Annotated in this window: 19 protein-coding genes; 10 read left to right on the forward strand and 9 right to left on the reverse strand. The window is 38.9% G+C overall.

The genetic code is table 11. The features are described from left to right. Positions 1 to 99: 99 nt before the first annotated feature. From LVD47_RS03515 to LVD47_RS03540, 6 genes are all read left to right on the forward strand, one after another. Positions 100 to 1818, forward strand: coding sequence for an FAD-dependent oxidoreductase (locus LVD47_RS03515; protein WP_236974157.1), 1719 nt, complete (start codon positions 100 to 102; stop codon positions 1816 to 1818). Positions 1819 to 1837: 19 nt separating this feature from the next. Then, positions 1838 to 2752: an SGNH/GDSL hydrolase family protein gene (locus LVD47_RS03520; protein WP_236974158.1), complete on the forward strand. Its 915-nt coding sequence runs from the start codon at positions 1838 to 1840 to the stop codon at positions 2750 to 2752. Between the two features lie 576 nt (positions 2753 to 3328). Beyond that, positions 3329 to 5482, forward strand: a complete 2154-nt coding sequence (locus tag LVD47_RS03525; protein ID WP_236974159.1) for a hypothetical protein — start codon at positions 3329 to 3331, stop codon at positions 5480 to 5482. Positions 5483 to 5916: 434 nt separating this feature from the next. Then, positions 5917 to 7098, forward strand: coding sequence for a n-acyl-d-glucosamine 2-epimerase (locus tag LVD47_RS03530; RefSeq protein WP_236974160.1), 1182 nt, complete (start codon positions 5917 to 5919; stop codon positions 7096 to 7098). Positions 7099 to 7112: 14 nt separating this feature from the next. Further along, complete coding sequence (locus LVD47_RS03535) at positions 7113 to 8501, forward strand: sugar porter family MFS transporter (protein ID WP_236974161.1); 1389 nt, start codon at positions 7113 to 7115, stop codon at positions 8499 to 8501. After that, on the forward strand, positions 8498 to 11551 hold the full coding sequence (locus LVD47_RS03540) for a PQQ-dependent sugar dehydrogenase (RefSeq protein ID WP_236974162.1): 3054 nt from the start codon (positions 8498 to 8500) through the stop codon (positions 11549 to 11551). The genes LVD47_RS03535 and LVD47_RS03540 overlap by 4 nt, the downstream gene beginning before the upstream one ends. Before the next feature lie 40 nt (positions 11552 to 11591). Here the strand turns inward: LVD47_RS03540 and LVD47_RS03545 are convergent, their stop codons facing one another. The 3 genes from LVD47_RS03545 to LVD47_RS03555 are packed head-to-tail and all read right to left on the reverse strand — an operon-like array spanning position 11592 to position 12794. Continuing rightward, positions 11592 to 12221: a TetR/AcrR family transcriptional regulator gene (locus LVD47_RS03545; RefSeq protein WP_236974163.1), complete on the reverse strand. Its 630-nt coding sequence runs from the start codon at positions 12219 to 12221 to the stop codon at positions 11592 to 11594. Between the two features lie 43 nt (positions 12222 to 12264). Beyond that, the gene (locus tag LVD47_RS03550; protein WP_236974164.1) at positions 12265 to 12492 is read right to left on the reverse strand and encodes a type II toxin-antitoxin system MqsA family antitoxin; all 228 of its coding nucleotides are present in this window, start codon (positions 12490 to 12492) and stop codon (positions 12265 to 12267) included. Positions 12493 to 12494: 2 nt separating this feature from the next. Then, positions 12495 to 12794: a DUF4258 domain-containing protein gene (locus tag LVD47_RS03555; RefSeq protein ID WP_236974165.1), complete on the reverse strand. Its 300-nt coding sequence runs from the start codon at positions 12792 to 12794 to the stop codon at positions 12495 to 12497. A gap of 280 nt (positions 12795 to 13074) precedes the next feature. On the opposite strand from LVD47_RS03555, the gene LVD47_RS03560 reads away from it, so the two are divergent. Further along, positions 13075 to 14097 (forward strand): hypothetical protein, encoded by a 1023-nt coding sequence (locus LVD47_RS03560; protein WP_236974166.1) that lies wholly within the window; start codon positions 13075 to 13077, stop codon positions 14095 to 14097. A gap of 13 nt (positions 14098 to 14110) precedes the next feature. Here LVD47_RS03560 and LVD47_RS03565 read toward each other — a convergent pair whose 3' ends face one another. Genes LVD47_RS03565 through LVD47_RS03575 form a run of 3 tightly spaced genes read right to left on the reverse strand, consistent with a single transcriptional unit; the run spans position 14111 to position 15826 of the window. After that, positions 14111 to 15166 carry an MBL fold metallo-hydrolase gene (locus tag LVD47_RS03565; protein WP_236974167.1) on the reverse strand — a complete coding sequence of 352 codons (1056 nt, stop codon included), beginning with the start codon at positions 15164 to 15166 and terminating at the stop codon, positions 14111 to 14113. Continuing rightward, positions 15156 to 15581: a type II toxin-antitoxin system VapC family toxin gene (locus LVD47_RS03570; protein ID WP_236974168.1), complete on the reverse strand. Its 426-nt coding sequence runs from the start codon at positions 15579 to 15581 to the stop codon at positions 15156 to 15158. The genes LVD47_RS03565 and LVD47_RS03570 overlap by 11 nt, the downstream gene beginning before the upstream one ends. Beyond that, a complete protein-coding gene (locus LVD47_RS03575) occupies positions 15578 to 15826 on the reverse strand; it encodes a DUF6364 family protein (RefSeq protein WP_236974169.1) in 249 nt (82 codons plus the stop codon). The genes LVD47_RS03570 and LVD47_RS03575 overlap by 4 nt, the downstream gene beginning before the upstream one ends. 217 nt (positions 15827 to 16043) lie before the next feature. Here LVD47_RS03575 and LVD47_RS03580 point away from each other — a divergent pair, with 217 nt between their 5' ends. Further along, the gene (locus LVD47_RS03580; protein WP_236974170.1) at positions 16044 to 17120 is read left to right on the forward strand and encodes a Fic family protein; all 1077 of its coding nucleotides are present in this window, start codon (positions 16044 to 16046) and stop codon (positions 17118 to 17120) included. Between the two features lie 485 nt (positions 17121 to 17605). On the opposite strand, the gene LVD47_RS03585 is transcribed toward LVD47_RS03580, so the two are convergent. Both LVD47_RS03585 and LVD47_RS03590 read right to left on the reverse strand, forming a co-directional pair. Beyond that, positions 17606 to 19084 (reverse strand): PhoPQ-activated pathogenicity-related family protein, encoded by a 1479-nt coding sequence (locus LVD47_RS03585; protein ID WP_236974171.1) that lies wholly within the window; start codon positions 19082 to 19084, stop codon positions 17606 to 17608. 320 nt (positions 19085 to 19404) lie between these two features. Further along, positions 19405 to 20967 carry a hypothetical protein gene (locus tag LVD47_RS03590; protein WP_236974172.1) on the reverse strand — a complete coding sequence of 521 codons (1563 nt, stop codon included), beginning with the start codon at positions 20965 to 20967 and terminating at the stop codon, positions 19405 to 19407. Between the two features lie 144 nt (positions 20968 to 21111). On the opposite strand from LVD47_RS03590, the gene LVD47_RS03595 reads away from it, so the two are divergent. Further along, positions 21112 to 22170 (forward strand): hypothetical protein, encoded by a 1059-nt coding sequence (locus tag LVD47_RS03595; protein WP_236974173.1) that lies wholly within the window; start codon positions 21112 to 21114, stop codon positions 22168 to 22170. A 332-nt stretch (positions 22171 to 22502) separates the two neighbouring features. Here the strand turns inward: LVD47_RS03595 and LVD47_RS03600 are convergent, their stop codons facing one another. Continuing rightward, positions 22503 to 23198 (reverse strand): FadR/GntR family transcriptional regulator, encoded by a 696-nt coding sequence (locus LVD47_RS03600; RefSeq protein WP_236974174.1) that lies wholly within the window; start codon positions 23196 to 23198, stop codon positions 22503 to 22505. Positions 23199 to 23614: 416 nt separating this feature from the next. Here LVD47_RS03600 and LVD47_RS03605 point away from each other — a divergent pair, with 416 nt between their 5' ends. Beyond that, positions 23615 to 26866 (forward strand): SusC/RagA family TonB-linked outer membrane protein, encoded by a 3252-nt coding sequence (locus LVD47_RS03605; RefSeq protein WP_236974175.1) that lies wholly within the window; start codon positions 23615 to 23617, stop codon positions 26864 to 26866. Positions 26867 to 26884: the final 18 nt, after the last annotated feature.

Below are 26884 nucleotides of genomic sequence, written 5' to 3' on the forward strand. Positions count from 1 at the left end.
ACATAAATGATATAATAATTAGCAAGGAATTGAATTTATATTCGGAAAAATATCTATCTAGTGTTGGGAGTGTTTATTTTCGCATCAATATGATATAATATGAAACGAAGAAATTTTCTTTCCCTTTTGCCAGCATCCGGAGGAGCTTTGGCTACGCCTTCCTTAATAGGTAGATCAAGATCGGCTTCTTCCATTCAAAATAAGAAAAGAATTCGGTCGGAAGATGAATTATCTGCGGACGTAGTCATAGCAGGAGGGGGCCTGGGGGGTGTAGCTACAGCATTGGCAGCATGTCGAAACGGTCTTCATGTAATCCTTACTGAAGAAACCCAATGGATCGGTGGGCAAATTGCTCAGCAAGGAGTACCCCCGGATGAACATAGCTGGATAGAAACACATGGGGCGCCACAATCGTACCGGGATTACAGAACCCGGGTTCGGGACTATTACAGGAGGAATTATCCCATGACCCTAGAAGCTCGAAAGAAAGAACGACTCAATCCCGGAGATGGATCCGTATCAAGGATCTGTCACGAACCTCGTGTATCCGAAGCGGTTTTACGGGAAATGCTGAATCCATATATCAGTGCAGGGAAACTGAAGGTATTGACAAATTATAAAGTACACGCCGGTGACACGGAAGGAGATGAAGTGAAAGCCCTGGAATTTTTGGATACCAAAGAGGGTGGATCGGTCTGGATTAGTGCGCCATATTTTGTAGATGCTACGGAGTTGGGTGATGTATTGCCGTTGACCAATACAGAATATGTCACGGGAACTGAATCCCGGAATGAAACCGGTGAATTGCATGCTCCTGAAAAGGCGGATCCTCAAAATCACCAAGCCTTTACGTTGTGTTTTGCAATGGACTATCAACCTGGGGTAGATAATACGATAAATAAACCATTGTATTATGATTTCTGGAATAATTACGTTCCTGATATGAATCCTCCCTGGGCGGGCAAGATATTGGAATTAAATTATTCCAACCCGCGGAATACAAAACCCAAAGACCTCGGTTTTCACCCGGAAGGGAAAAAGACCGGAGATAAATTAAATCTGTGGTTATACCGGAGAATGATCAATAAAAATAATTTTCTTCCGGGAACATATGATGGTGATATTACAATTGTTAACTGGCCCCAGAATGACTTTTTCGAAGGAAATTTAATCGATGTAACAAAAAAGGAATTCAATAAGACGGTAGAGGATGCCCGGCAATTAAATCTATCCTTGTTTTATTGGCTTCAGACCGAAGCACCCAGACCTGATGGGGGATATGGTTGGCCGGGTTTGAGACTGAGAGGGGATGTGATGGGAACTGAAGATGGAATGGCTTTGTATCCGTACATTCGTGAATCTAGACGGATAAAAGCAGAATTTAGGGTGTTGGAAGAACATGTTGGAGCTGAAAATCGGAAAATGGTGGCTGGACAGGAAAAAGGGAAAAAAGCGGCTGAATTCTATGACAGCGTAGGGACTGGCTACTACCATATCGATTTGCATCCAAGCAATCGAGGTGATAATTATATAGATTTTGGCTCTTTGCCTTTTCAAATTCCTTTGGGTTCGTTATTACCGCAGCGGGTAAATAATTTGCTACCGGCGAATAAAAATATTGGTACTACCCATATCACTAATGGTTGTTACCGGCTTCACCCTGTAGAATGGAGCATTGGTGAAGCAGTGGGAATGTTGATCGCTTACGCCAATAAAAAAAATGTAATTCCCAGGGCTGTCCGGGAAAAAGAAAACTTATTAGCTGACTTTCAGGAATGGATTAAGACACAAGGGCTGGAGACGCATTGGCCTGAATGATATGAGTAAGCTGGGTTCGATGAAAAAAATGGAAGCTCTGAAGGAGCGAAATATCATAGCCCTGGGTTTCACCCAGAGCATGAATAATGTAAGTAATTCATTTCTGGCATTGATTTCCGGAATGCGATGCCTTGGGCATTGCCAATTAGCAAAAATAATGGCAGAAATATTTATTCGCCGAATTCGCTTGAATAGATTAAAGTTGATAACAAAATTTATTCTTTCTATGGTTTTGTCGGTATTCTGGATCACAGGACAGGCGCAAATAGGTGTTCAGGTTCTGAACAAAGGGATCGGTGGTAATACAACGGTGGATTTGTTGGGTCGTCTGGACCGGGATGTGATCTCCGAACAACCCGATTTGGTCCTTTTGATGGTGGGTACAAATGATCTGTTGAATTCCCGAAAAATGCTTTCATTTGTTGAGTACAGAAAAAATATTATACAAATAATTGAAAAGCTTAAGAAAAGTAATGTTGAGTTGGTATTGATGAGTCCTCCCCCTGTGGATAGTGTATATCTATTTCAACGGCATGATCGCGGAAAGTTTATCACTCCTCCTGACGAAAAGTTAGAGGCTGCCCGTAATATGTTAGAAAAAATGAGCAGTGAATATGGTTGTCATTTTATTGATGTTTTTAGTTATTTCAGAGGTAATGGTATCCCTGAACATAACAAAGACGATATTATCCGTAACGAGCATAATAATGATTCTGCTGATGGTGTCCATTTGACAAAAAAGGGGAATCAGTTGCTGGTATCTTTTATCTTTAAGAATTTATTGGAATATGGGCAATTAATCCGAGGGATACGTATTATTTGTTTTGGAGATTCACTCACCTTTGGAGCATCCATGAAGGGTAAGGGAACATCAACGGGTGATACTTACCCGGCGGTTTTGAAGAGGGCGTTGGAAAGACACCTGGAGCCTTGATGCCAAAGAGTGGAGTGGGTTTCAGAAAAGGATTAGAGTTTGAAAGGGACAAATAATCCGACCCTAGCCGGGTCTTTTGAAAGTATGACGATGTAAACTAATGTATTGTGACCACCCCGCTGGGGTCTTTGCAATATACATTATAGGCTTCACAAGCAATCCCGGAAGGATTGGAATGCGTTAACTTACCCGGCGGTTTTGAAGAAGGCGTTGGAAAGACACCTGGAGCCTTGATGCCAAAGAGTAGAGTAGGTTTCAGAAAAGGATTAGAGTTTGAAAGGGACAAATAATCCGACCCTAGCCGGGTCTTTTGAAAGTATGACGATGTAAACTAATGTATTGTGACCACCCCGCTGGGGTCTTTGGAATATACATTATGGGCATCACAAGCAATCCCGGAAGGATTGGAGTATGTTAGCCAAGATCATCAGGAATGAATATCGACACCAGAGGGTGTCGGATTATTTCTTGAATATGTTTATAAACTTTATGTAGTAGTATCGACAGTGGTCTTTACTTGGGGATATGAAGTAGTGTTACAGTTAGTTAAAGATTTGATATATAATTCCTTTAAAAATGAATACAAAACATATGAAGCAATTTTATATTTATCTATTATTGAGTTTGGTCCCTTTACTGGGGCTAAGTTCTTGTGAAACCGCAAGTGTTTTGCATGTGTCAGGTTCTGTGGAAAATGATTTAGTAAGTGTTTTAAATAAGCAAAATGAATTGGAAATTCGGTTGTATTCTTCTCCGCAAGAAGCGCTGGAAAGTGCGATAGAAGGTGAGGGCCTGCTTGTTTTATCAGCTTCATATCCTGAAGATAAGGTCTCTTTGACGGATAAATTTTACCAAACCGTGGTTAGTAAAAAGCTTCGCGCCTTTATCGAATACCCCGACTTTGTTCCGGGGGTGGAAATGGGTGACACTTACGAGGCTCAAGCAGAGCGAGCTGTAGTAAGGTCAGGATTTTTTGGCACAGAAGTGGATAGCCTGCAGATTTTAGGTTTAAATGGATTGCATTTTATTTCAAATAATGCAGATGGTGGTCATTTGGTGGCTGCAAAAGTTGCTGGTTTTGACTCGGCTATATTTGGACTTCCGGCCAAAACCACTTCCTTGTTGTTTTCATGGGAAGATCATCCTGTATTGATATCTACTACCAATTTAAGTCAATTTATTTCAGGAAGATTTGCACCTCAAAAGCAATGGGCCCATATTTGGAAAAGTATTATTGAATATGTTTCACCTCAAACATCTATTGGGGAGTTGGAGTGGACGCCCACGGTAAGCACTACATTTTCAAAAAACGAAGACCTGCCTCAGGATTTTCAAAAACTAAGCATTGGGAGAGGAATTCAATGGTATAAAGAAGCCAAAATGCTTGTTCCCGGCGGGTATGAAGATAAATTGCAGAAAATGTTAGATAAAGGAGATCAACGAATGGCATGGGATGCTTCCATTCCTTATGGCGACGGTTCAGAAGGCGCCTTCGAGTGTATATTTTCTGAAATAGATGAAAATGGTAGCCAACCTATTGGGATTATTAAACGGGGTGATTGTATAAGTGAAACGGCTATGGCTTTTGCAACAGCGGGTGCATTATTTGATAAAGCAGAATATCTATCTATTTCTGAAAATTTATTGGACTTTTACTTATTGGAATCGATAGCAACAAAAAAAGAATACGGTGACCCCAGACACGGTGCCTATGGATTGATTCCCTGGGGAATTAGTAATCAGGCTTGGTTCAAAGCCAGTTATGGGGATGATAACGCTCGTTTTTTATTAGGTGCATTGACGAGTTCAGCATTGACAGGTGCGGAACAATGGGATAGAATTTTGATGAAATCGCTAGTAGCCCTTATACGGACAACGGGACAAAATGGCTTTAGAGGAAGTAGAATTGATTTGGCAAATTTTGAAGAAAATGGATGGCGATATTATCAGGATCGGGAAATATTAAATCTTTCCCCACACTTCGAAGCCTATTTATGGGCGTGTTACTTATGGGCATATGATAAAACCGGTGATAAAATATTTTTGGACAAAGCGAAGGAAGGAATTCATCTTATGATGGAACACTACCCTGATGGATGGGTATGGACCAATGGTTTGGCCCAGGAACGAGCCCGGATGATTCTACCTCTTTCTTGGCTGGTACGTGTGGATGACTCCAGGGAAAATAAAGAATTACTCTTGCGTGTGACAAAAGATTTTTTAGAGTTACAAGATGAATGTGGAGCCATACGGGAAGAATTAGGCAAACTAGAAATGGGGAAATACCCCCCACCCCAATCCAATGAAGCTTATGGAACAACAGAGGCCTCATTGATTGCCAGGAATGGGGATCCTGTTAGTGACCTGCTGTACACCACCAATTTTGCTTTCCTCGGATTGCATGAAGCGGCTTATGCTACAAAAGATCCGGAGATCGAAAATGCAGTTGACAAATTAGCAGCGTTTTTATGCCGTATTCAGGTACGGTCCGATAATCATCCCGAACTCGATGGAGGGTGGATGCGGGCTTTTGATTATGAAAGATTTGAACACTGGGGGTCAAATGCTGACCACGGTTGGGGAGCATGGGCTATTGAGACCGGATGGACACAAGGGTGGATCACTACTATTTTGGCGTTGAGAGAGTTGGATACTTCAATTTGGGACCTTACAAAGAATTCCAAGTTGGCTGAATATTATCCGGAACTAAAGAAAGAAATGTTGAAATGAAAATACTAATAAGAGGTACTTGATAATTAACTTCAATATTGGATAAGAAGCAAGTCGTAATTTTTACACGGTTTTGCTCTTTTTCAACAGCATATGTATCAAAAAAGCGTTAAAAAATTTTCGAAGCCTTGGATTATTGAACGAAATCCCATTTAAATATGGGATCTAAGAGCGTAAATCGCTCTTCGGTGAAATAACCTCGGTTCCCATGCCGAGGGTGGGCGTGACTTTTTCGATACGGTTTTTGACTGGAAGGAAAAAAATGCCTTTGAAAAAGTGCCCTTTTGCCACAGGCATCCCAATGGGGCTTTTGTTTCGTTTTCTTTGGGCACGCAAAGAAAATGAAAAAACAATAATTAAAAATTCGATTTTGAGCAAATTATGACTGTGTTTTCAAATTTGTCTTAAAAGTTATTCATGTTAATTAATGAAAAATGATAATAAACTCCGAAAAACTGTCGCAATACTATCACAAAGAACTCCATGACAAAGTCCTCCCTTTTTGGATTCAAAATTCAATAGACGAGGAATACGGAGGGTATTTTACGAGCCTGGATCGAGAAGGAAATGTATTTGACACGGATAAGTTTATTTGGTTACAATGCAGGCAGGTATGGACTTTTGCCAAATTTTACAATGAATTGGATAAGAATTCCGATTGGTTGGATATTGCTCAATCAGGAGCGGATTTTCTAATCCGCAATGGCAGAGACAATGACGGTAACTGGTATTTTTCCTTGACCCGGGAGGGGAAACCATTGATACAACCGTATAATATATTCTCTGATTGCTTTGCGGCGATGGCTTTTGGGCAATTGTATAGGGCTACCGGTAAAGAAAAGTATAAAGAGATTGCGAAGCTTACATTTGAGAATATACTGTCCAGGCAGCATAATCCGAAGAGAATATATTCTAAGGCGTACCCCGGAACCAGAAATCTACAAAGTTTTGCTTTGCCTATGATCCTTAGTAATCTGGTTTTGGAATTGGAAGAAGTTCTGGAAGAAGAGCAAGTGGAATCAACGATTGATCATGCGATAAAAACAGTAATGGAGGTTTTTTATCTTGAAGAGTTGGACGTCATTCTGGAAAATGTAAATAAAGATGGTACTTTTTCTGATACCTACGATGGACGGCTACACAATCCCGGCCATGTACTTGAAGCCATGTGGTTTATGATGGACCTAGGGTTCAGAAGAGGGGATAATGTCTTAATTAAGAAGGCCGTAGATATAAGTCTATCTACCTTGGAAAAAGGTTGGGACAAAGTCTATGGAGGGATATATTATTTTATGGATATCAAAGGTCATCCCCCTCAACAACTTGAATGGGATCAAAAACTTTGGTGGGTGCATTTAGAGGCGATGGTAGCTGCCTTAAAAGGATTTGCTTTCACAGGGAATATAAAAATGGCTGACTGGTTTGTAAGGCTACACGAATATGCTACGGCCCGGTTTCCGGATCCTGAATTTGGAGAATGGTATGGATATTTGAATCGGCAAGGGGAAGTATTACTGCCCCTGAAAGGAGGGAAGTGGAAAGGCTGTTTTCATGTACCGAGAGGGCTGTTCCAAATTGAAACGGTTCTCAAATCGATTATTAAAAACGAAATTTGATAAAACTCCAAGTCATGAATGATAAAATAACCGGGTATTTATGGAGAATTTGTTTGGTAGCATCTTTAGGAGGAATACTTTTTGGCTTTGACACTGCAGTGATATCGGGCACTTTTGGAATGGTGGAAGAGCAATTTGCATTGTCAAAGATACAAGTTGGGTGGTTTGGAAGTTCAGCACTGGTAGGTGCTATAGTCGGTGCATTTTTTGCCGGAGGATTAAGTGATCGGTGGGGGAGAAAACCTATTTTGATGTTGTCCGCACTATTATTTTTCCTATCGGCTTTATTTTGTGCTATACCAATGGACTTCTTTTATTTAATTGTGGCCAGGTTGATTGGAGGATTAGGAGTGGGAATGGCATCGGTTTTGTCGCCTATGTATATCTCTGAGATGGCGCCGGCACGTTTTCGAGGACGCCTGGTAGCTTTATACCAACTGTCAATTGTGGTTGGTATTTTGTTGGCTTACTTTTCCAATTGGATTTTATTGGAAAAGTCACAGAATGCGGAAGCAATGATAGATTTTGTGTGGTATGAGATGATATTTAAGAGTGAAGTATGGAGAGGGATGTTTGCCGCTGAAATGCTCCCTAGCGGATTATTTTTTCTATTATTATTCTCCGTTCCGGAAAGTCCCAGGTGGTTAATTGACAGGGGATTTAAGGAGAAAGGATTATCCATACTACGGAAAATAGCTCCTTCATCTAGTATACAGAAATTAGAAGAAAAGGACGAGGAAGAAATATCAGGAAAAGGTGTAAGAACCCTATTGCAGCCCGGATGGCGTCAAGCTTTGGCGGTGGGTGTCGGATTATCTGTTTTTGGCCAGTTTACCGGGGTTAACATTGTTATTTATTATGGACCACAAATCCTTGAAGGGGCTGGATTTGAACTTGATGGAGCGATTCAATTCCAGGTGTTAATCGGTGTTATTAACTTGATATTTACGATTATAGCTTTGACGCGAATTGATAGTTGGGGCCGTCGGCCCTTGTTGATTGGAGGAATGATTTCTGTCTTTTTGACCTTATGTGGAATTGGTTTTTCATTTGGTAGTGGAAGCTCAGGACTGGTAACAGTTGTTTTTTTATGTCTATATGTAGCCAGTCTGGCCATTTCTATTAATGCGGTAATTTGGGTTTTGATTGGAGAAATTTATCCTACGCACATACGTGGACAGGCAATGTCAATTGCCACTTTCGCCAATTGGGGAACAAATTTTGGCGCGGCATTTCTTTTCCCCTGGTATGTATCCATTGTTGGTTTAGGTGCCGGCTTTTTTACTTTTGCGGGGTTTTGCCTGATAGCTATTTTCTTTTTCTACCGGTATGTACCCGAAACAAAAGGTATGACTTTGGAGCAGATTGAAAAGTTTTGGATTAATAAAGAGATTTCAAAATGAAATATAAACTAGTAGTTTTTATACTTGGCATGCTTACATTTTGGTCTTGTTCGGATAAAAGGAATGAGGTTCGTATTTTAACAATCGGTCTTAATAATGATATTCATACAGAAATTCAATCCTTAGCAAAGGAAAGGAGCTGGTTAGTGGAAACTGATTCCGGGAGAATGGTCAATGCCGATTTCATTGATTCATATAGTTCCGTTATTTTACCTCTTTCGACGCTCGATAACCTGTATTACAGGGAACGCAATACAATTGAAAGGTACGTAGAGGCTGGAGGGGGGATGGTTGTTTTAATAGACACAGTTTTAAATTTTCCTGTGTGGCCGATCACAAAAAGAATTCAAAATGGCAATTATAATGTTATAGCTGGATCCGGTGAAATTCAAGTGATAAAAAAATTACAATCCATCGAGTGGTTAACACATCTGGAAAATTCAATAGGAAATAATAGTACACCGGATTACTCGCGTGTTCGCACACGAAAAATACCTGATGAAAAAAGGTATACACGGCAAATTTTGGTAGAGGGTATGGATGAGCCCATGCAAATGCAAATTTTACCCGATGGGAATGTATTAATTGTAGAACGAAAAGGGGCTGTGAAATTATATGATGAATCTGATGGGGATATTAGTGTAATAGCTCGCTTTAATGTATTTAGTGGAATAGAAGATGGACTTTTGGGAGTGGTTTTGGATCCCGAATATGAAAATAATCATTGGGTTTATTTTTATTATGCAGTTGGTGGAGATCAGTCAATAAATCGTTTGTCAAGAATGGTTTTTGATGACGGTGTTTTATATCAGGATACGGAAAAAGTTCTTTTGGAAATCCCTACACAACGTAGGTATTGTTGCCATTCGGCAGGATATTTGTTTTTTGACAGTAATGGGTTGTTGTACCTTTCTGTCGGGGATAATACCAACGCAGAGGAAGCGGAAGGATATATCCCAATTGATGAACGTCCGGGTAGACAATTGGCAGATGACCAGGCTACGGCTGCTAACACGAATGATCTTCGCGGAAAGATATTGAGAATTAAACCGGAAAATGATGGGAGTTATTCGATTCCGGAAGGAAATCTTTTTCCCGAGGGAACGCCCGGAACACGACCGGAAATATATATTATGGGTAGTCGAAATCCGTACCGGTTTTCCGTAGATAGTAAAACAGGAACAGTATTTTGGGGAGATGTTGGTCCGGATACCAAGGTTGAGGGAGAGGATGGATTAATGAGTTACGATGAATTTAATCGTGCGGATCAACCGGGATTTTATGGATGGCCGTATTTCCTGGGAAATAATCAAGCCTTTCCGTACTATGATTTCGAAACCAAAGAGGAAGGGCCAAGGTTTAATCCGGAAAACCCGGTAAATATTTCACCTAATAATTCGGGCTTGAAGAAATTGCCTCGGGCTCAATCCGCCTTTATTTGGTATGGAAGAGGGGTTTCAGGTAAATTTCCATTGGTAGGTAGCGGTGGAGCCAGTGCCATGGCGGGTCCGGTATTTCATGGTGAGGATTTTGAGGGTAAACCTTTTCGCTTACCGGATTATTACGAGGGTAAATTACTGATCTATGAGTGGATAAGAAATTGGGTAATGGCCGTAGAGTTTGATGAAAATGGTGAAATGGTTTTTATGGAGCCATTTTTAGATCAATTTAGTTTTTCTTCCCCTGTGGATTTTACTTTTGGACCGGATGGCGCTTTGTATGTGCTGGAATACGGGACTAATTGGTTTTCCAAAAACAATGATGCTAAATTGGTTCGGATAGAATACGTAGAAGGTAATCGTCCTCCGGAGGTAATCATTCGGACTGATAAAACTGTAGGTGCTCAGCCATTGGAAGTTGCGTTTGATGGTAGCAGTACAATTGATCATGATGGAGACCGATCATTGAATTATACCTGGAAAATTGAAGACAATGAATTGGAAGGAGAGGAAGTAGATTATACTTTCAATAATCCGGGAGTTTATGATGTGGTTCTCGAAGTTGACGATGGAAATGGAGGAGTAGGGAAAAGTACTATGCAAGTTAAGGTAGGCAACACACCTCCAGCTATCCGGCTAGAATTTGAAGGTAATCAAAGTTTTTATAGAGGCTCAAAAGAGATTCCGTATAAAATCGAAATTAATGATGCTGAAGATGGGAAAATACCTGAAGATAAAATTGTTACCCGATTCGACTTCCTGGAAAATAGAGAAGACCTTGCTTTGGTTCTTGGGAATACAGAAAGCGTAGGAAATAGCAAATACCAATTAGGGAAAATTTTGATGGACGAAAGTGATTGTCAGTCTTGTCATGATATCGACGAAGAATCAGTAGGTCCTAGATATAAAGCTATTGCTGCGAAATATGCGGGAAGAGAGGAGGCGGTAACACTTCTTTCACAAAAGATTATTGAAGGAGGTAGTGGAGTTTGGGGAAGTCGATCGATGACGCCTCATCCGGATTTAGGTAAATCAGATGCGGAGGAGATGGTAAAATATATACTCTCTCTGGATTTAGATAACATAGGAATACCAGCCAACGGTAATCTGATGTTTAATCGGCATACTTTAAAGAATGAGTCGGGGGCGTATGTGTTAATTTCAGAATATACAGACAAAGGGGGAAAAGGAGAGGTTCCTCCTATTCGATCTATTGCCCAGAATGTATGGATATCGCCCAAAGTGGAAGCAGAAATGTTTGATGAAGGGAATGTGGGAATAGCTACTATTACAACGGAGAATTTGAGTTATATCCGCAATATCCGTAGCGGGACTTTTGTGAAATTTAATACTATTGATCTCTCTGGAATTTCCGAAATAAAATACAGGGTTTTAGGAACAGGAAAAGGAGGTACTATTAATCTTCATCTCGATAGTGTTGATGGTCCTTTGGTGAGTTCTTTGGACATAAATGGGGATTCTGACAAGTGGGAAGAGTTGGTATCTGCTGTGGAATATGTGGATGGGGTGCATGACTTGTATTTTGTGTTTAAAAACGACGAAGCGGGTCATCAATTATTGTTTAATTTGGATTGGGTGTATTTTCAGTGAAAAATTATCTTCTATCTGTCTGCTGCCTTTCGGCTTCTGCCTAAGCCCATTTAATGATTTTATCAAGTCTGTTAAACAGGCGGGTTTTCCGATTTTCGGTATCTATTTCTATTCCGCAAAAGCTGCCACCGGTGGTATTCGAATATAAAACCAGGTAATACGTCCCTCCCAACAGTAGCCCGCAGATAGCGCGGATATCGACGTCGGTCCCTGCAAAAAACGGATCGGTTATGGCAAATATCTCCCCCCCCCCGAATTTTTCCCTGTCCTCACTGATTTCACTCATTAGCTTGCTCTTTTCGCTGATCTCCCAAAGAATGATTTTTTGGGTTTCGGAATCTTCAGACATATCTTCGAACAGGTTTTTGAACACATTTGTCAGGAAATCCTTGCCATGATCATGCTGATGCTGTTCGGCAAGTTCTTTTGACAGGTGGCTACTAAAAGCCGTCCAATAGTCCCTGCTTCGTACGTAGGTCGCTACCAGGTCGTCAGCAGACCCGAAGTAGCGATAGATGAGTTTCTTGCTTACCCCTGCGGTTTTCGCAATGTTGTTTACGCCTAGTTTGGTATACCCTTGCGTTCGGATGACTTCACCTACTGCGTTGATCAGTTTCAACTTTGTACGTTCTTTATTACGGAATTCGCCTTTCGGTATTTTTCGGGCCATTTTCTGTGACAGTTGTTTTTTATATCACGAGTATACGCTCAGATTATGCCACCTGGAGTTTGACGACTTCAAGTTCGGCTCCTTTTGCATAAGCTTCATTGCCCTTTTTTAGAACCAACTTGGTCATTTCAGACGAAAGATAGTAGTGCCCACAATTAGTACAGACTTCAGCCGGTACGTTTTTGATAAGAACGATGGTTTCTCCTTTTTCCAAAGTTACCGTCACGTGCCCTTTTTCAGTGATTCCATTTTTGCATAACGTACATTCCATGACTATTGAATTTTAGATTTAAAACTATCATCCCATATATTAGGGTCAGGTTTATAAGCTGTTATTATAACACAACTGTTTTCTTTTTTGTTGATGGCTATTACTACATGTAAAGGTCTACTATTAACAATTCCTAACAATAAACAACTCGGAAATGGTTTATCGTTCGGATAATCTGCGATAATTTCTCCAAATTTAATGATTTTATCAATCTCTTCTGTAGAAATATTTCGTTTAAACATCTGGATAACGGCATGATCACTATAAGTAAGTTCCTTGCATGTAAAATAGACAGTGTCCATATGCAGACATTTGTTTGTGATAATTACTTTCTCTTTCTTCAGATTTCTAACTCCATTTGTCAGAACAATTCAAGTAAAAATATAGTAATTATGTCACTAATCGGTAACAATTTTTATTTATGTCACCACTTGTTAAGATTTTAGTTCATTTTTTTGTATAAACCGGTTTTAAATAAGCTGAAGATAGCTCTGCTGTTTATCATGAATAAAGCGGGCTAAGCTTTCCGGTGCCAAAAATTTGGCTAATATTGTGTATTTTGTCGACGCTCATTTTTATAGTATGAAACCAGTGGTCCGAATATATAAATCAATCGCGATAACATGCAAGTTGATAATAGCCTTGTTTTTTACCCAGGCATGCTCGAAATATCAATTTAATCATGCATTTGAGAATATTCCTGAGACAGGGGTGGCAGTACCCTTATCGGGTACTATATCCATTGATCAGACAGGTGGCCATTTACAGGGGATTCAATTATATGATAAGCAAAAGCATAAGTACCTTTTTATGTCGGGAAGTTCATCGGATGTGGCTTATATGGTTAAAGCCCAATTGGACGGAAGCGCCCGTATCTTAGGCACTGATTCATTGCTATTAGACCCATACAGGCATGCCGGTGGTTTTCAAATTTATGATCAGTTTTTAGCAGTTGGTATCGAGGATAATAAACGTAGAAACACATCCCGCGTGATGGTTTACGATTTGGGAAAAAGTGAGGGAGTCTGGTCGGATCCCTTGCAGGTGATCACCAGGGAAGGTGAATACGAACGTGTAACGGCCGGAGCTGTGGGAATCACTAAGCTAGATGATCAATTTCTTATTGCAGTAGCCAATTGGGATAGCCGGAACCTTGACTTTTATTTTTGTGAGGAAGATAAATTTATTGAAGGGGAAAAAGGTTTTCGCCTTATTGGAAGCTTGGAGTTGGCAAGGATTTCCCGCGAGAATTGGTCTGATACGATTTGGCACTCCTATCAAAACATAAATCTTTTTACAGGATCGGGAAACCAGCTTTATCTAATGGGCTTTGCTACCAATGAGAATGGCAATAATGTAGCTGATTTATATAAATTAGATATCGATAAATCGGATATAGAGAGATTAAATCAATTCAATGGATCAGTTGAAACAATTCTTATCAAAAAAATTAGTACCAGAACATTTAAATTAATTGGTAATACAAGTTTCAGGTCGGGAGCAGGTACATTCCGAAATGATAATGGTCTTTTATCAATATTTGTGTGTCCCGAGCACATTGACCAAAATTCGAAGGTAGGGGTTTACTCGATGGATGGGTATTAAAATTGGGTTATACTCACTCATACTCTTCCCACCACTCATCTGAAGGGAAATCCGAACCAATATTTACGATTTCTCCCAACCTGGGAACGACATATTTTAAACCCTGTATAGTAGCATGTTGCACAAATTTCCGGACGGGTTCTTTCCAGGGGTGAACAGCAAGGGCAAACCCACCCCAATGCACAGGCATGACAATATCTGCATTTACTTCTTTTCCCACTTTTACACTTTCATTGGGAAATAGGTGTATTTGTTTCCAATTTTCATTGTATTGGCCGCATTCGATCAAAGCAAAATCGAAATGTTTAAACCGATCTTTAATTTGGGAAAAGTGATTGCCATATCCTCCATCGCCACTAAAGTAGACCTTTAGTTGTGGTGTCTCAAATACCCATCCGCCCCAGAGGGATTTCCCCCGGTCACGCAGCCCGCGCCCGGAAAAATGCCGGGTTGGGGTATAAGTGATTTTTATATTTCCAAGGGTAAAACTGTTCCACCAATCCAGCTCCTCAATTTTATCATTAGGAATTCCCCAGTATCTTAAATGTCTTCCTAAGCCTAACCCGGAGTAATACTTTATTTCTCTTTTTTTTAATTTTTGAATACTTTGAAAGTCCAGGTGGTCGTAGTGATCATGGGTGAAGAGAATAGCGTCAATATTTGGTAAATGGTCAATAAGTTTCAATGTGTTTTCCGAAAATCTTTTGGTTGGAAAAGGGGCAATAGGAGACGCATTGGAACCGAACATGGGGTCGATCAGGATATTTTTACCTTCTAACTGAAGTAATAGTACCGAGTGTCCGAACCAGATAAACTTAGGTTTATCCGTAATTGTTGAAAATGCATCTAAATCAGGACTTTCTACCGGTATTGGTTTTTCGGGTTCACGCTGCGTTTGATCCCAAAAACGCTTTTTTAGAAAACCGGGTAGAGCGGATAAGCTAAAATCCATAGAAGTGTTTTCCAGGTTCTGAAAAGCTTTTCTGTTCCAGTTTGGTGATTCAGTGTACCGGGATATTTCATTTGAGGTGATTTTTCCCCCGAATTGTTTGAAATAATTAAAAGGCAAAATGCAGTGTTTTTAAAAATTGGTCCGGAGTCATTACCGGAAGCAAAGATTTTTTAAAGTCTTTTCCATTTCGGGTTATGATTATTTCGCAGTCCGATTCAGTAGCGCTGAAATATTGTAGGGCATCCTCAAAGTCTTTTATGGATGAATTCAAGCCCTTCTCAATGGTGTGTTCATCAAGTGAGCATATTTCACTTATGATTTTGAATTTACGAAGCTTTTCTTTCGCTATCCCGGGGCTTTCAAATTTGGAGAGAAAGTAATTGACCGTAGCAAATGAAATAGGGGAAACTACCATTCTCAGTTTATTTTTTTCTGCTAAGGTCGCTATTTTGGCAACCGGATCATAAAATGGCTCCCGTTCTCCTAATAGATCCAACATAACGTTGGTATCTATAAAAATCCGTTCGTTCATTTGTATTTCTGCATTAAATAATCGGAGTACTCCCCTTTATAATCCAAATCCGTTGGAATTTTAGTCCCTGTGGAAATACTTTTTACAAACGGGGAAATTTCAAAATCCGAAGTGTCTTTTTCAGAGACCAGAGATTGAAGATAGGCTTCCACGATTCGGGATAAACTCATTTTTTTATCCGAAGCGTATTCTTTTGCCCTTTCAATTACTTTTTGATTGAGCTTTAAAGTTAATTTTTTGTCCATTACAAATGGCATTTGTACGTACAAATATAATAAAATAATCCGTATTTTATATTGATTGCTTTTTAGATCTGTTTTAGGTAGAGTATATTTTTGTATAACCGTTTATGAATAGATATAACCAATTCTGGTTTTATCATTATTTTTAGATATGATATGGATATATTTTGGCTATTTTGTCATTTTAAATCCATTTTATTGGATATATTATGGTTATAATATGGATAAATTTATTCAAAAATTAGATTTTGACCTTGTAACAACACAAGAAGTTTTGATGCTTATTGGTCTGATAGACAGATATAAAGGAAAATGGAATGCAATTGAAAAGGAGGAAAACAGGTATTTAATAGAAATGCGTAGAAGATCGCATATTGAAGGTACAGGTTCTTCATTAAGATTAGATGGATATTCGATTACGAATTCGGAAATTCAAAATCTTTTAAGTAGCGGAGGAAATACCTTCCCGAAAAGTAGTGGTCAACAAAATGCAAAGGGGTACTATGAAGCATTGGAGCTTATACAAAACCAATACACCCGGATTGAACTTTCTGGAAGTTACATCAAGAAATTGCACCAGTTAATATTTAAGTATAATACAAAAGACAATGATAAAACCGGTGGATATAGACCGGATTCCAGCATTGTCTCCGCTAAAAAATATCCGGAAGGTAGACAAAGGTCTGTAATTGTTACTGCGAATTCGGATTCGGTATCCGGGGAAATGAATGAGCTATTGGAATGGACGAATAGTCAATTACGAACTGCTAAGGTTCATCCCCTTATTGTCATTGCTAGTTTTATTTATGAGTTTTTGATTATTCATCCGTTTGAAATGGGTAATGGGGTTTTATCCCGATTGTTGACTACTCTTTGTTTTTTAAAGAATGACTATGGTTTTATTCTATATGTATCATTAGAAAAAATGTATGAAGAATATAAAAAATCGTATAATGAAGTATTGATAAGTGGGGAACGAAATAGGGAAAAAGTAAATGAGCGTTTTGACCAATGGTTACTTTTCTTTTTAAAGGGTATCAGAGACATTATTGAGAAACTGGAACACGGATATGTAGCACTCAAATCTCGGGGTAGATACTTAAATGGCCGACAAAAGGAAATAAAGGATTTTATAGCAAAGAATCAACCTGTAAAGATTAGTGACATTACGAAAGAACTACCTACAATACGGCGAAGTACACTAAAAAAAGATCTTCAATACCTGCGGGCGGAGCAGGTACTTACGATGATCGGTAAAGGAAAAGGAAGTATTTATATCTTGAAGGATAATCATTAGAATATCAAAAGCCCCCTATTTAACTAATGATATTATTTTAGGTGGAAATTGATTCAACTAATTATTACTTCCCAGTGACTCCGGGGGATGACCTCTCCAGATGTCCTTTTAAGGGTTGCCAGGGACGTTAGAGAATTCTTTGGGCAGGAACACATAAAGTAACTGCAATTACGAATGTATATCCAAAGCGCAACCCAAAATATTCGAAGATTGATTCTTACAAGCTGTTGTTGAAAATAATCCTTAATATCTAGGATCTGTACCCATTATTCTTGCCAGACCGTTTAAAGTCGACAGCGTAAACATACTAAGGATGTGTAGGGCAAGCTATACTATAGCTGTCCTATTTATTACCCGTGTTCCGCCTTTAGCTATACAATAGTCGCCAAGGTATTGTTTCTGTTAAACTGAGATATTGCTTCCGCGAAATTTAGCTAAATTCTTAGTAAAAATTTTGGTTATTGACAATTGTATTCAATTTTGTGTTAATCCATTGGTGTTCCCATAGGGTCTTCACTTTCATAAGGAGGATAAGGATATGTATCAGGTGTAACAACGATCCCAGTCGATAACTTCAAGGGAACGGAACCCAATCCTGGAAATTTTAATTCAGCAAAAAATGCGCTGTACCCTTCTTCCGGTTGATCTATTTTAATTGTGTATTTACCGTCTGCTGAAATTGGGATATTGGAGGGTTCATAAGCACGTCCAATTTCTGTAACCTGGAAATTACGTCCATTGGGATTGTGGGCCTTCCACAGCGTTATTGATTCAGGGATAAATTCTTTGTTTGTTTGAATATGAATTTCGCCATTTTTCACTTCCCAATCAAAATCGGGTCTTTCTTTTTGGGCCACGATCATTTGGAAAAAGGCTGCCAGCGTTTCGACAACATCCGTCTCTTTCATAGAGTGTTCGGAATTGGGTACATAACGTAGGTGTTTTTCCCCTTTGAGGTCGTCCCAGTAAAATTGCCAGGAATCAGGAAGGAAAAATTGATCACCAGAAGCCCATAAAAGTAGTTTAGGAATCTTTAGATCGTTGAGAAATGAGTACGGTTCAGTTTGTAAGGTAAGTTGGTGGTATTCTTCCGAATTTTGCCATTCCATGATCCCTTCATATTCGTAATCATGAATAGCGTCTGCCCATCTTCCGTAAGCTCTCCAATGATGCTTAAAGGAAGGTACCATATTTAATAAGTCTATTACGATGGGGGCAATGGCTACAACTCTTTCGTCGACAGCTCCTGTTGTCCATGTAGTCCACCCTCTTTTGGATGCACCTGTTACTACAAACTCATTAACCGGGTTATTAATTTTGTCTGAAGATGTGACTTCGGTAATTACATCCATGGCTCTGACTGCTGCTTTAGTCATTGGAAAACGGGCCAACCAATGGGCATCTTTCGAATCTGCCCCTTTTTCCAGAAATTGTCGCCATCCGTAGGATATTATTTCATCTTCGACCCTTGGTCCGTAGTCATCTCCTACAAATTCGGTTGGTTGATTGGGTACGTTATGTATTTTGGATACAATAGAATTTGAAGCTTGCGCTAATTTGACGAGTACATCATCGGGTTTTTCCGGTTGGTCACTTTTGTGGCTTCCTCCACTGATAAGTAACAGACCTGTATTTGATTTAACACTTTCAGGTACTACAATCGTTACCCAGTGCCACCATTCCGGTCTTTTTACTACAGATTTATCCAACCATACCTGTGAAACCATTTTTACAATATAGGTAGTGTATCCATCACCGGGCAATGTATTCACCACTTCATACGAAAAGGCATCATCTGGTGTATAAACATATTTTGCGAGGTCACTATTATTTTTACTGAAATCCTGCTGGGTAAAGAATCTTTCATTTTTTGACTCAGGGTTAATTTTGGGGGTGCATGAAAATGAGAAAATGAATAAGGAGATAAGAGGTAGGAATGATGATAATTTTGTTTTAAATGACATGTCCAAAAGAATTTTACATTAACAAAACGACTTAAAGTTGAATATAAGTCAAATTTAATAAAATTATCTTTAAATTGAAGTTAATTCGACAAGTGGTTGATATAATTAATCTGAATTTGAGGAATGTTTTAGGGGCAGACTGCCTGAAAATAGTGAGATCAGACCCGGAAAGACGAATACATAGGGATTATTTAGAGTCCTTTTTTACAAGATGGTTGCTGTTTTCAAGTGGTAAGGAAATTCTGATAAAGGTAGGGGTAGTTGCCTCGTTCAGACATGTCCTGTTCCATTTTAAACTGAAACAATTCGTCAGGTACAGGTTATTGATTCGATGACAGGTTCTGAAGCACCTTTTTTAACTCCGAATAAATAATGGGTGCTGTTTCAGGACCCAGTGAGTTTTCTTCACCGTAGGTATCTCCTTCATTTATGTATAGCCAGGGTTCTTCTGCGTCCCATTCGCTTTTGGGGATAATATATCCGACTTCGTCATTCGAAAGGCCCAGGTAAAAGTGATATTTTCCCGGCATGAAATCCTTTAAGGGAGGGACTTCCAGAGGTTCTATACTATAGTCCTGGCCGGGTGGGTTTTCAATACCACCATAAATGATTTCCGGATATATTTCTCCGGGAATACTTAGAAAAGTAACAGGACCGGCCTTGATAGCACATACTTCAGTGCGGGTTTTGAACCATTTGTGCATTCCACGATCGAGTAACCCAATCGCTGAAGCGATCCTAAAATTTCTATTATGCACCGGAAGCTCAAAAGTCTTCGAAAAAATGTTAATCGGGTTCAATTTTTTTATGGTGTCACTTTTTTGCAGGGCCTCTACGGACCAAATTGCTACTTGTTCTCCAATGGCTCTTGCTTTTTCATATGACGGGGCTAAATAATCAGTTTGCCGAATAGAATCCCTGACAGTGAGAGAAGAATGTGGAGCCATCAAGCCCCCTATTACGCCACTAAAAAAAACAGAAGTACCCCCCATTCCTTGCAGTTCATTACGATTGTTATGGGTAATTCCCTTCTCCAGTGCTTCTCTAATATAATGGGGATAATCGGAGCTAATTAAAGTATTTTTACTCCAGAGACTTTCAGGATGATTCGACCAATTGACTAATGTACCCATGGTAGAGTCATTATTAGCATTCAACACTTGCATTATCTGAATACCTGTGGCTTTGACAATTGGTTTTCTTGTGTCTTTTATCAAAATGGAATCCTTTCCGCTTAGATCTTGTCCAAAAATGAAGGTTGCCGGCTGCAGGGCCTGAACTGCCGATTTTATGGAACTGATTACTTGTTGTTTAAGCCAATTCATATGATTACCGTCTACACCGCTATGAAAGATATTGGGTCCCCAGAGGCCTATCAAATCATTGCTTTCGTGGGTATGGGTGGAAGCTATAAGCGTGTAATCTATCCCCAGTTCTTTGGGAATCATATTGCGAATATCAATTACATCGGTATACATAAATCCTATGGCATCAATTGAGACCAGAGCGATCCTAGTGAGACCGTCGTCCAGAACCACAGCACGTGACCAGACATCGTCGTGAATACCATTTGCTGGTTTGTTATTGTGGAAACCTGCTATCCATATAGCATCAAAACTCCCATTTTCATTGGCGTCAATAAATTCTTCTCCGTCATCAAATTTTGCATTATTATTCTCGTCTATCCAGGTATCCAGGAGAGTTGGGGTAATTTTAGATTTACCAAATCCGACAGAGTATATCACCGGTGCTTCTTTCCCATCAACGGATATGTTCATAGAATAGCCGGGATGTCTATCATTTAAATTTGACAAAACCCAAAGGACAGAAGCAATGACAAGAAGTAATACAAGCCCTAATATCCAGCGTAAAGATTTTTTCATTGATGAATGGGTTTAACATTTCAGCATAAAGTTAATGAAAATTTCAATGGAATAAATTATTACAATAACAGTAATGAATTTGTTGTAACAGTGTAAGGAATTATATATTTTATATGGACTTATTTTTAATAAAATATTAATCTAATGGTGCATATATTGATCAGGGTGTTTGTTTTAATTTGTTTGTGTAAAATATTATGTGGTCAGGGAGTGATTAGTGAGTTTCATTATGATAATGAAGGAGGTGATCAGGGAGAGTTTGTAGAAGTTTTTTGGCCTATCCCGGACAGTCAACCCACTAACCTGGTTGATTATCGAATCATATTATACAATGGGGCAGATAGTATGACCAATGGTGATAGGGGGCTCCAGGGCATTCTATCCACTTGTGATAGTTCAGGATGTTATTATGTTTGGGAGACGAGTCTTCAAAACGAATTGGAAGGAATTGCATTGGCATATGCAGGTGAGACTGACACTACATTGTATGACTTTGTAAGTTATGAAGGTACTATATTGGCTCTGGACGGCCCGGCGGAAGGTGTATTGAGTATGGATGTTGAAGTAGAAGAAGGGAGTGATACCCCTGTAGGGTATTCATTGCAGCGCAGGAATGATAGTACATGGTTTGCCGGTCCGCAAACCAGAGGGGTGGTAAACCCTATAGAGCTTTCATATTTTGATGCCGTATATCGCCATCAGGCCCAGGTGGTAGAGGTGGTGTGGGAAACCCTATCTGAAAATAATAATGCTTTCTTTGAAGTGGAAAGAAGTCAGGATGGCTATTCTTTTGAGACAATTGGGAGAGTGTGGGGAGCTGGGGAAAGTCAGTATAAAATATCCTATAATTATATTGATCGGAACCCCGGTCGATGGTGGCCTTATTACAGATTAAAACAGGTAGGGTTTGACGATGGTTTTATGTATTCTCACGTTGTAAAAGTGGAAATGGGAGGTGTCGAAAGTTCGGAGGGGTTGTATGTTTATTGCCATGGAGGGAACCTTTTATTGAGGGCCAATAATAGGTTATTCCCGCAACTTGGGATTTGTATTTATGATTTACAAGGGAAATTGTTGTTTCATAAAAACCAATTGTCCGGAACTACGAAGGTTGTGAATTCTCATATTTTGCCTGAGATTATAGTTTATGTAGTTTATTCAGGAAATGAAATTATCCAAAGTGGAAAGTTGGCTAATTTTTGAAAAGAGGATGTGCTTCGTTGCATAAATAAAGCTGGTTTAAGTCGTTCTTTCAGGATACGGGTAGATTTGAGTCTGAATAATTAACGGGTAGTAGAACTTATCGTTTGGAGGAGAAGTTGTAATATTTGTAGAAAATGTGGGAATTGCTGTACAAGCTTTGACGATCGACCGTGTTGAATTGGCCCCAGGCATACCGGAATTTTCTGCATTTATATGCGATTTCTTGTATTAATCCGAATCAAAACTTACAACTATATAATAATTCCGTAAAAATTTGAAAAGGGCTGCATAGTTAATTGCAAATATTATGCATAACAAACAGAAATAGTTTCCTATAAATCAATCACATCAAAGTAAGGCTTTAGATGGGTTTGCATAGCATTTCTGAAATCATTTACTGTACCCGTCTTGAGTACCTTTACCAAGCCGTCATGGTGAATATGATCCGGTGGTGGAGTATTGGTCTTTCCTTTTCTGTATTTTTTAAATACGTGTTCGAATACAGGAAGCAGGAGAATTTGGAATCGGGTAAATGTTTCGTTTCCGGTCATATCGTATAGCTTTGTATGGAATCGTATTTCTTCTTCTTTTGTAGGTTCTTCGATACTCGTTTGACTGGCAACTATTTCTTCTAGTTCTTCAATGTCTTGTGCTGTTTTTCGAGCAAACAAAAATTCCGCCATTCCCATTTCCAGGATGAGTCGCATTTCAAATACATCGTTGAGCGTATCTTTGCCTAGTATAAAGGGATTCATCACTCTTTCCAGTCCGCCAAGAATATCAGGACGAGCCATAATCATCCCTCTCCGGGTACGCGATTCAATAATTCCCAGCATTCGAAGCCGACTTAATGCTTCACGGACCACATTTCTACTTACATCCAATTTTTCCGCTATTTCCAATTCCCCGGGAAGTGAGTCACCGGGTTTGAATGCATTTTCCTGGAAGTAGTCTCGTAAAATATTTTCTACCCTATCGGTCATGGATACGGAGTTCAATGGTTTAAGTCCCTTTTTCTTTGCTGCCATAGTGTTTTTCTTTTCCAAAATTGATCTTACTATTTCAATGCTTTGTGTCAAATTAAATTTTGAAGAAATGTGTATTTTCCTCTAATAAATACTTTAATAATTGGATGAGAGGGGGAAATACGACATCGTTCAAATGTAACAAAAATAATATTCTTAATAATATTTTAATAATTCAAAAGTATTTGTATATTTGACCAACAAATAAAATAATAATAATTAAAACAATGAAATTTATTGTTGAGATTAAGAGTCTTTTATTTGTAGGGGATAATTGCAGTGCTGACAGTGCTGTCCTGAAAAGGATCTGAATCCCATCCGGAAAGAAAATAATAGGAATAGAAGATAAAAGGCTGAGTGAATATTCGAGAATTTACCCAGCCTTGGTATAATTAAAAGATTAATTAAAATGCAAAAGTATGAAAATTGATGTACTAATCAATCAGGTCATTCTGTTGTTTGTTTTTTGTGGAGTGACTTACGGAAATTCGGGCCCTGACTTACTACGTCTGGATTTCAATTTAATGAACTTTGAGAAAGAAGTAATTAATGTAGAGGGGGTGGTGACCGATGTCAATGGGGAGCCTTTAATCGGCGTGAATGTGTTGGTGAAAGGATCGGATCAGGGCACCGCTACTGATTTTAATGGAAAATTTGAATTGTCAGATGTAGCGGATGACGCCATTTTGGTTCTTTCCTATATAGGGTACAAAACAAAAGAAGTTCCATTGGATGGAAAAGCCAGCATAATCATTACATTAGAGGAAAATTTGCAGACCCTTGATGAGCTGGTAGTCGTGGGTTATGGGGAACAAAAGAAGGCTAATCTAACTGGTGCAGTTGATCAAATTGGTAGTAAAGAAATAGAAAATTTTTCGGTTCCTAATGTCTCAAGAGCATTGCAAGGTCAAATTCCAGGACTTAATATCTCATTTAACAATGGAAGACCAAATTCAAACCCTACCTATAATATCAGAGGACTAACTTCAATTGGGGCTGGAGGCTCTGCTCTGGTTCTTATCGATGGAGTTGAAGGAGATCCAAGCACATTAAATCCTGAGGATGTCGAGAGTGTATCAGTATTGAAAGATGCTGCCTCTGCTGCCATCTATGGATCCAGAGGAGCTTTTGGAGTGGTTTTGATAACTACGAAAGATCCGGGTGAAAAATCTCAAATCAAATATTCTGCAAATTTTTCTACAAACTCTCGAACAACTGAAAGAGAAGTTTTAAAGGATAGTTATTTGTGGGCTAAGATGTATCTAGAGAGTTTTACTGAATTGTATGGTGGAACACGTACTCCGACGACTGTGGGGAGTGTAGGAATAAATTTTTCTCAAGATTATTTGGATGAATTGAAGTATCGATCTGAAAATCCGGATCATGGAAAACAGGATGTTGGAGTAGATCCATCAACAGGAAGTTATGCATATTATGGAAATACAGATTGGAGGGATTTGATCTACAAAGATAATATTCCATCTATGGAACATTCGCTAGTTGCATCCGGAGGAGGAGAAACCTCTTCTTTCTATATTTCAGGGCGATATTTTACACAAGATGGTCTGTATAATATTCGTTCCGATAAATACAATGCATATGATTTACGTACTAAAGGATCAATTCAACCATTTAATTGGTTGAGGTTAAATAGTAATATTCACTATTCAAGCAATTCATATGTTGATCCTTTTTCGAATGGAAATGTTTGGAATACTATTTTGATTAGAAGTGGAGCGACGCCGATGGGGGTTCCATACAACCCAGATGGCACTTATACGCAAATTGGATCCCAAACAATTGGTGTTCTTGAAGGAGAAAGTCAGGCTAAAAATGATCGCAGTCAAATTTTAGGAAGTATAGCCTTTGATGCTTCAATTGTCAAGGATGTTTTTAATATCCAGGGTAACTTTACCTACAGGAATCAAATAATAGAAACAAATCAAAAATACATTCCGGTTCCATATAGCAATATGCCAAATGTGATTACTAATGTTGGCGATTCGCGGTTATATAACAATAAAAACACATTGAATTATTTTGTATATAATCTATATGGTAATTATAAACATAACTTCCGTAACAGCAAATTAGGAGTAATGGCTGGTGGGAATATGGAAATTAGCAATACTAGATTTTTAAATGTAAATAGATCTAATTTGATTATTAAAGAGTTAGATGCATTTAATCTGGCTACAGGAGAAAATTTTATGATAGAAGGTGGGGGAAATGATTGGGCAAATGCAGGTATTTTTACAAGAATAAATTATAATTATGATGAAAGATACTTAGTTGAGTTAAATGCCCGATATGACGGGTCTTCAAAATTTCCGCAACAAGAGCAATTTGGGTTTTTCCCTTCCTTTTCTCTGGGATGGAGGCTGAGTGAAGAAAGTATATTGGAAGGAACTGGAAAATGGCTCGATAATTTAAAATTAAGAGCCTCATATGGCTCGCTGGGAAATAGTCAAATTAACCCTTATTTATATGTGCCACAAATTAGGGCAAGTCAAACAAATAAAGTAATTAAGGGAGAGAGACCCGTTGTTACTAGAAATCCGGCGGTACTTCCTGATGACTTTACCTGGGAGACTTCAACAACACTTGATTTTGGTTTGGATGCAGATTTTTTTAAAGGAAGATTAAGTTTTGTATTTGATTGGTTTCAAAGGAATACGAAAGATATGATTACCGTAGGCCCTGTTCTTCCATCCGTTTTCGGAGCTTCTTCACCTCGGGGAAATTATGCTGATCTTGAAACTAAAGGGTTTGAAGTGTCTTTAAGATGGAGGGATCAATTAGAAATAGATAAGCCATTAAATTATTCATTACAGTTAACACTTTCAGATGATGTTTCATACATAACAAAATATAATAACCCGCAGGGTAATTTAATCATTGATCCTAATTTGCGTACAGCTGGGTATTATGAAGGGATGCGAGTAGGAGATATTTGGGGTTTGACTACACTTGGCTTGTTTGCGGATCAGGCAGAAATTGATGACCATGCTGATCAAAGTTTTATTTTGACGAATGTCGGAGGACAACCTGCAAAACCGGGAGACATTAAATTTGAGGATATAAATGGAGATGGAAAAGTAGATTGGGGAGATCAAACGATAAGTAATCCCGGAGATCTTTCTGTAATTGGAAATATGTCCAGCAGGTATAAATTTGGGATAAGATTGAATGGTGAATATAGTGGATTTGCGATATCGACATTTTTTCAGGGGGTAGCAAAGCGAGATTGGTATCCGGTACATCATCAGAATCCATTTTGGGGACCTTATGGTTATTGGGGGGCTGAAATTCCTATACACTTTCTCGAAAATTCCTATACGAATGACAATCCCGATCCAAATGCCTATTGGCCAAGGTGGAAAGGAAATATGGCTTACGGCAATAGACAGTTACAACCACAAACTCGATATCTTCAAAATACAGCTTATATACGTTTAAAAGAATTGACGCTTTCCTACTCTCCTCAAAAATTAGCTTCCATGGCAGGAATGTCAAAATTGAGCTTCTTTTTCACGGGAAATAATATATGGACGTATTCGCCCGTCTTTAAAATTTCAAAAGATATTGATCCCGAACAAATGGATGATAATATTGGAACATATTATCCCATGCTCAAAACTTACAGCGTAGGAGTAAACATAGCCTTTTAAAACTAATAAATTATTAGC

Origin of the sequence: Membranihabitans maritimus, from assembly GCF_021729145.1 — a bacterium.
Lineage (GTDB): Bacteria > Bacteroidota > Bacteroidia > Chitinophagales > Saprospiraceae > Membranihabitans > Membranihabitans maritimus.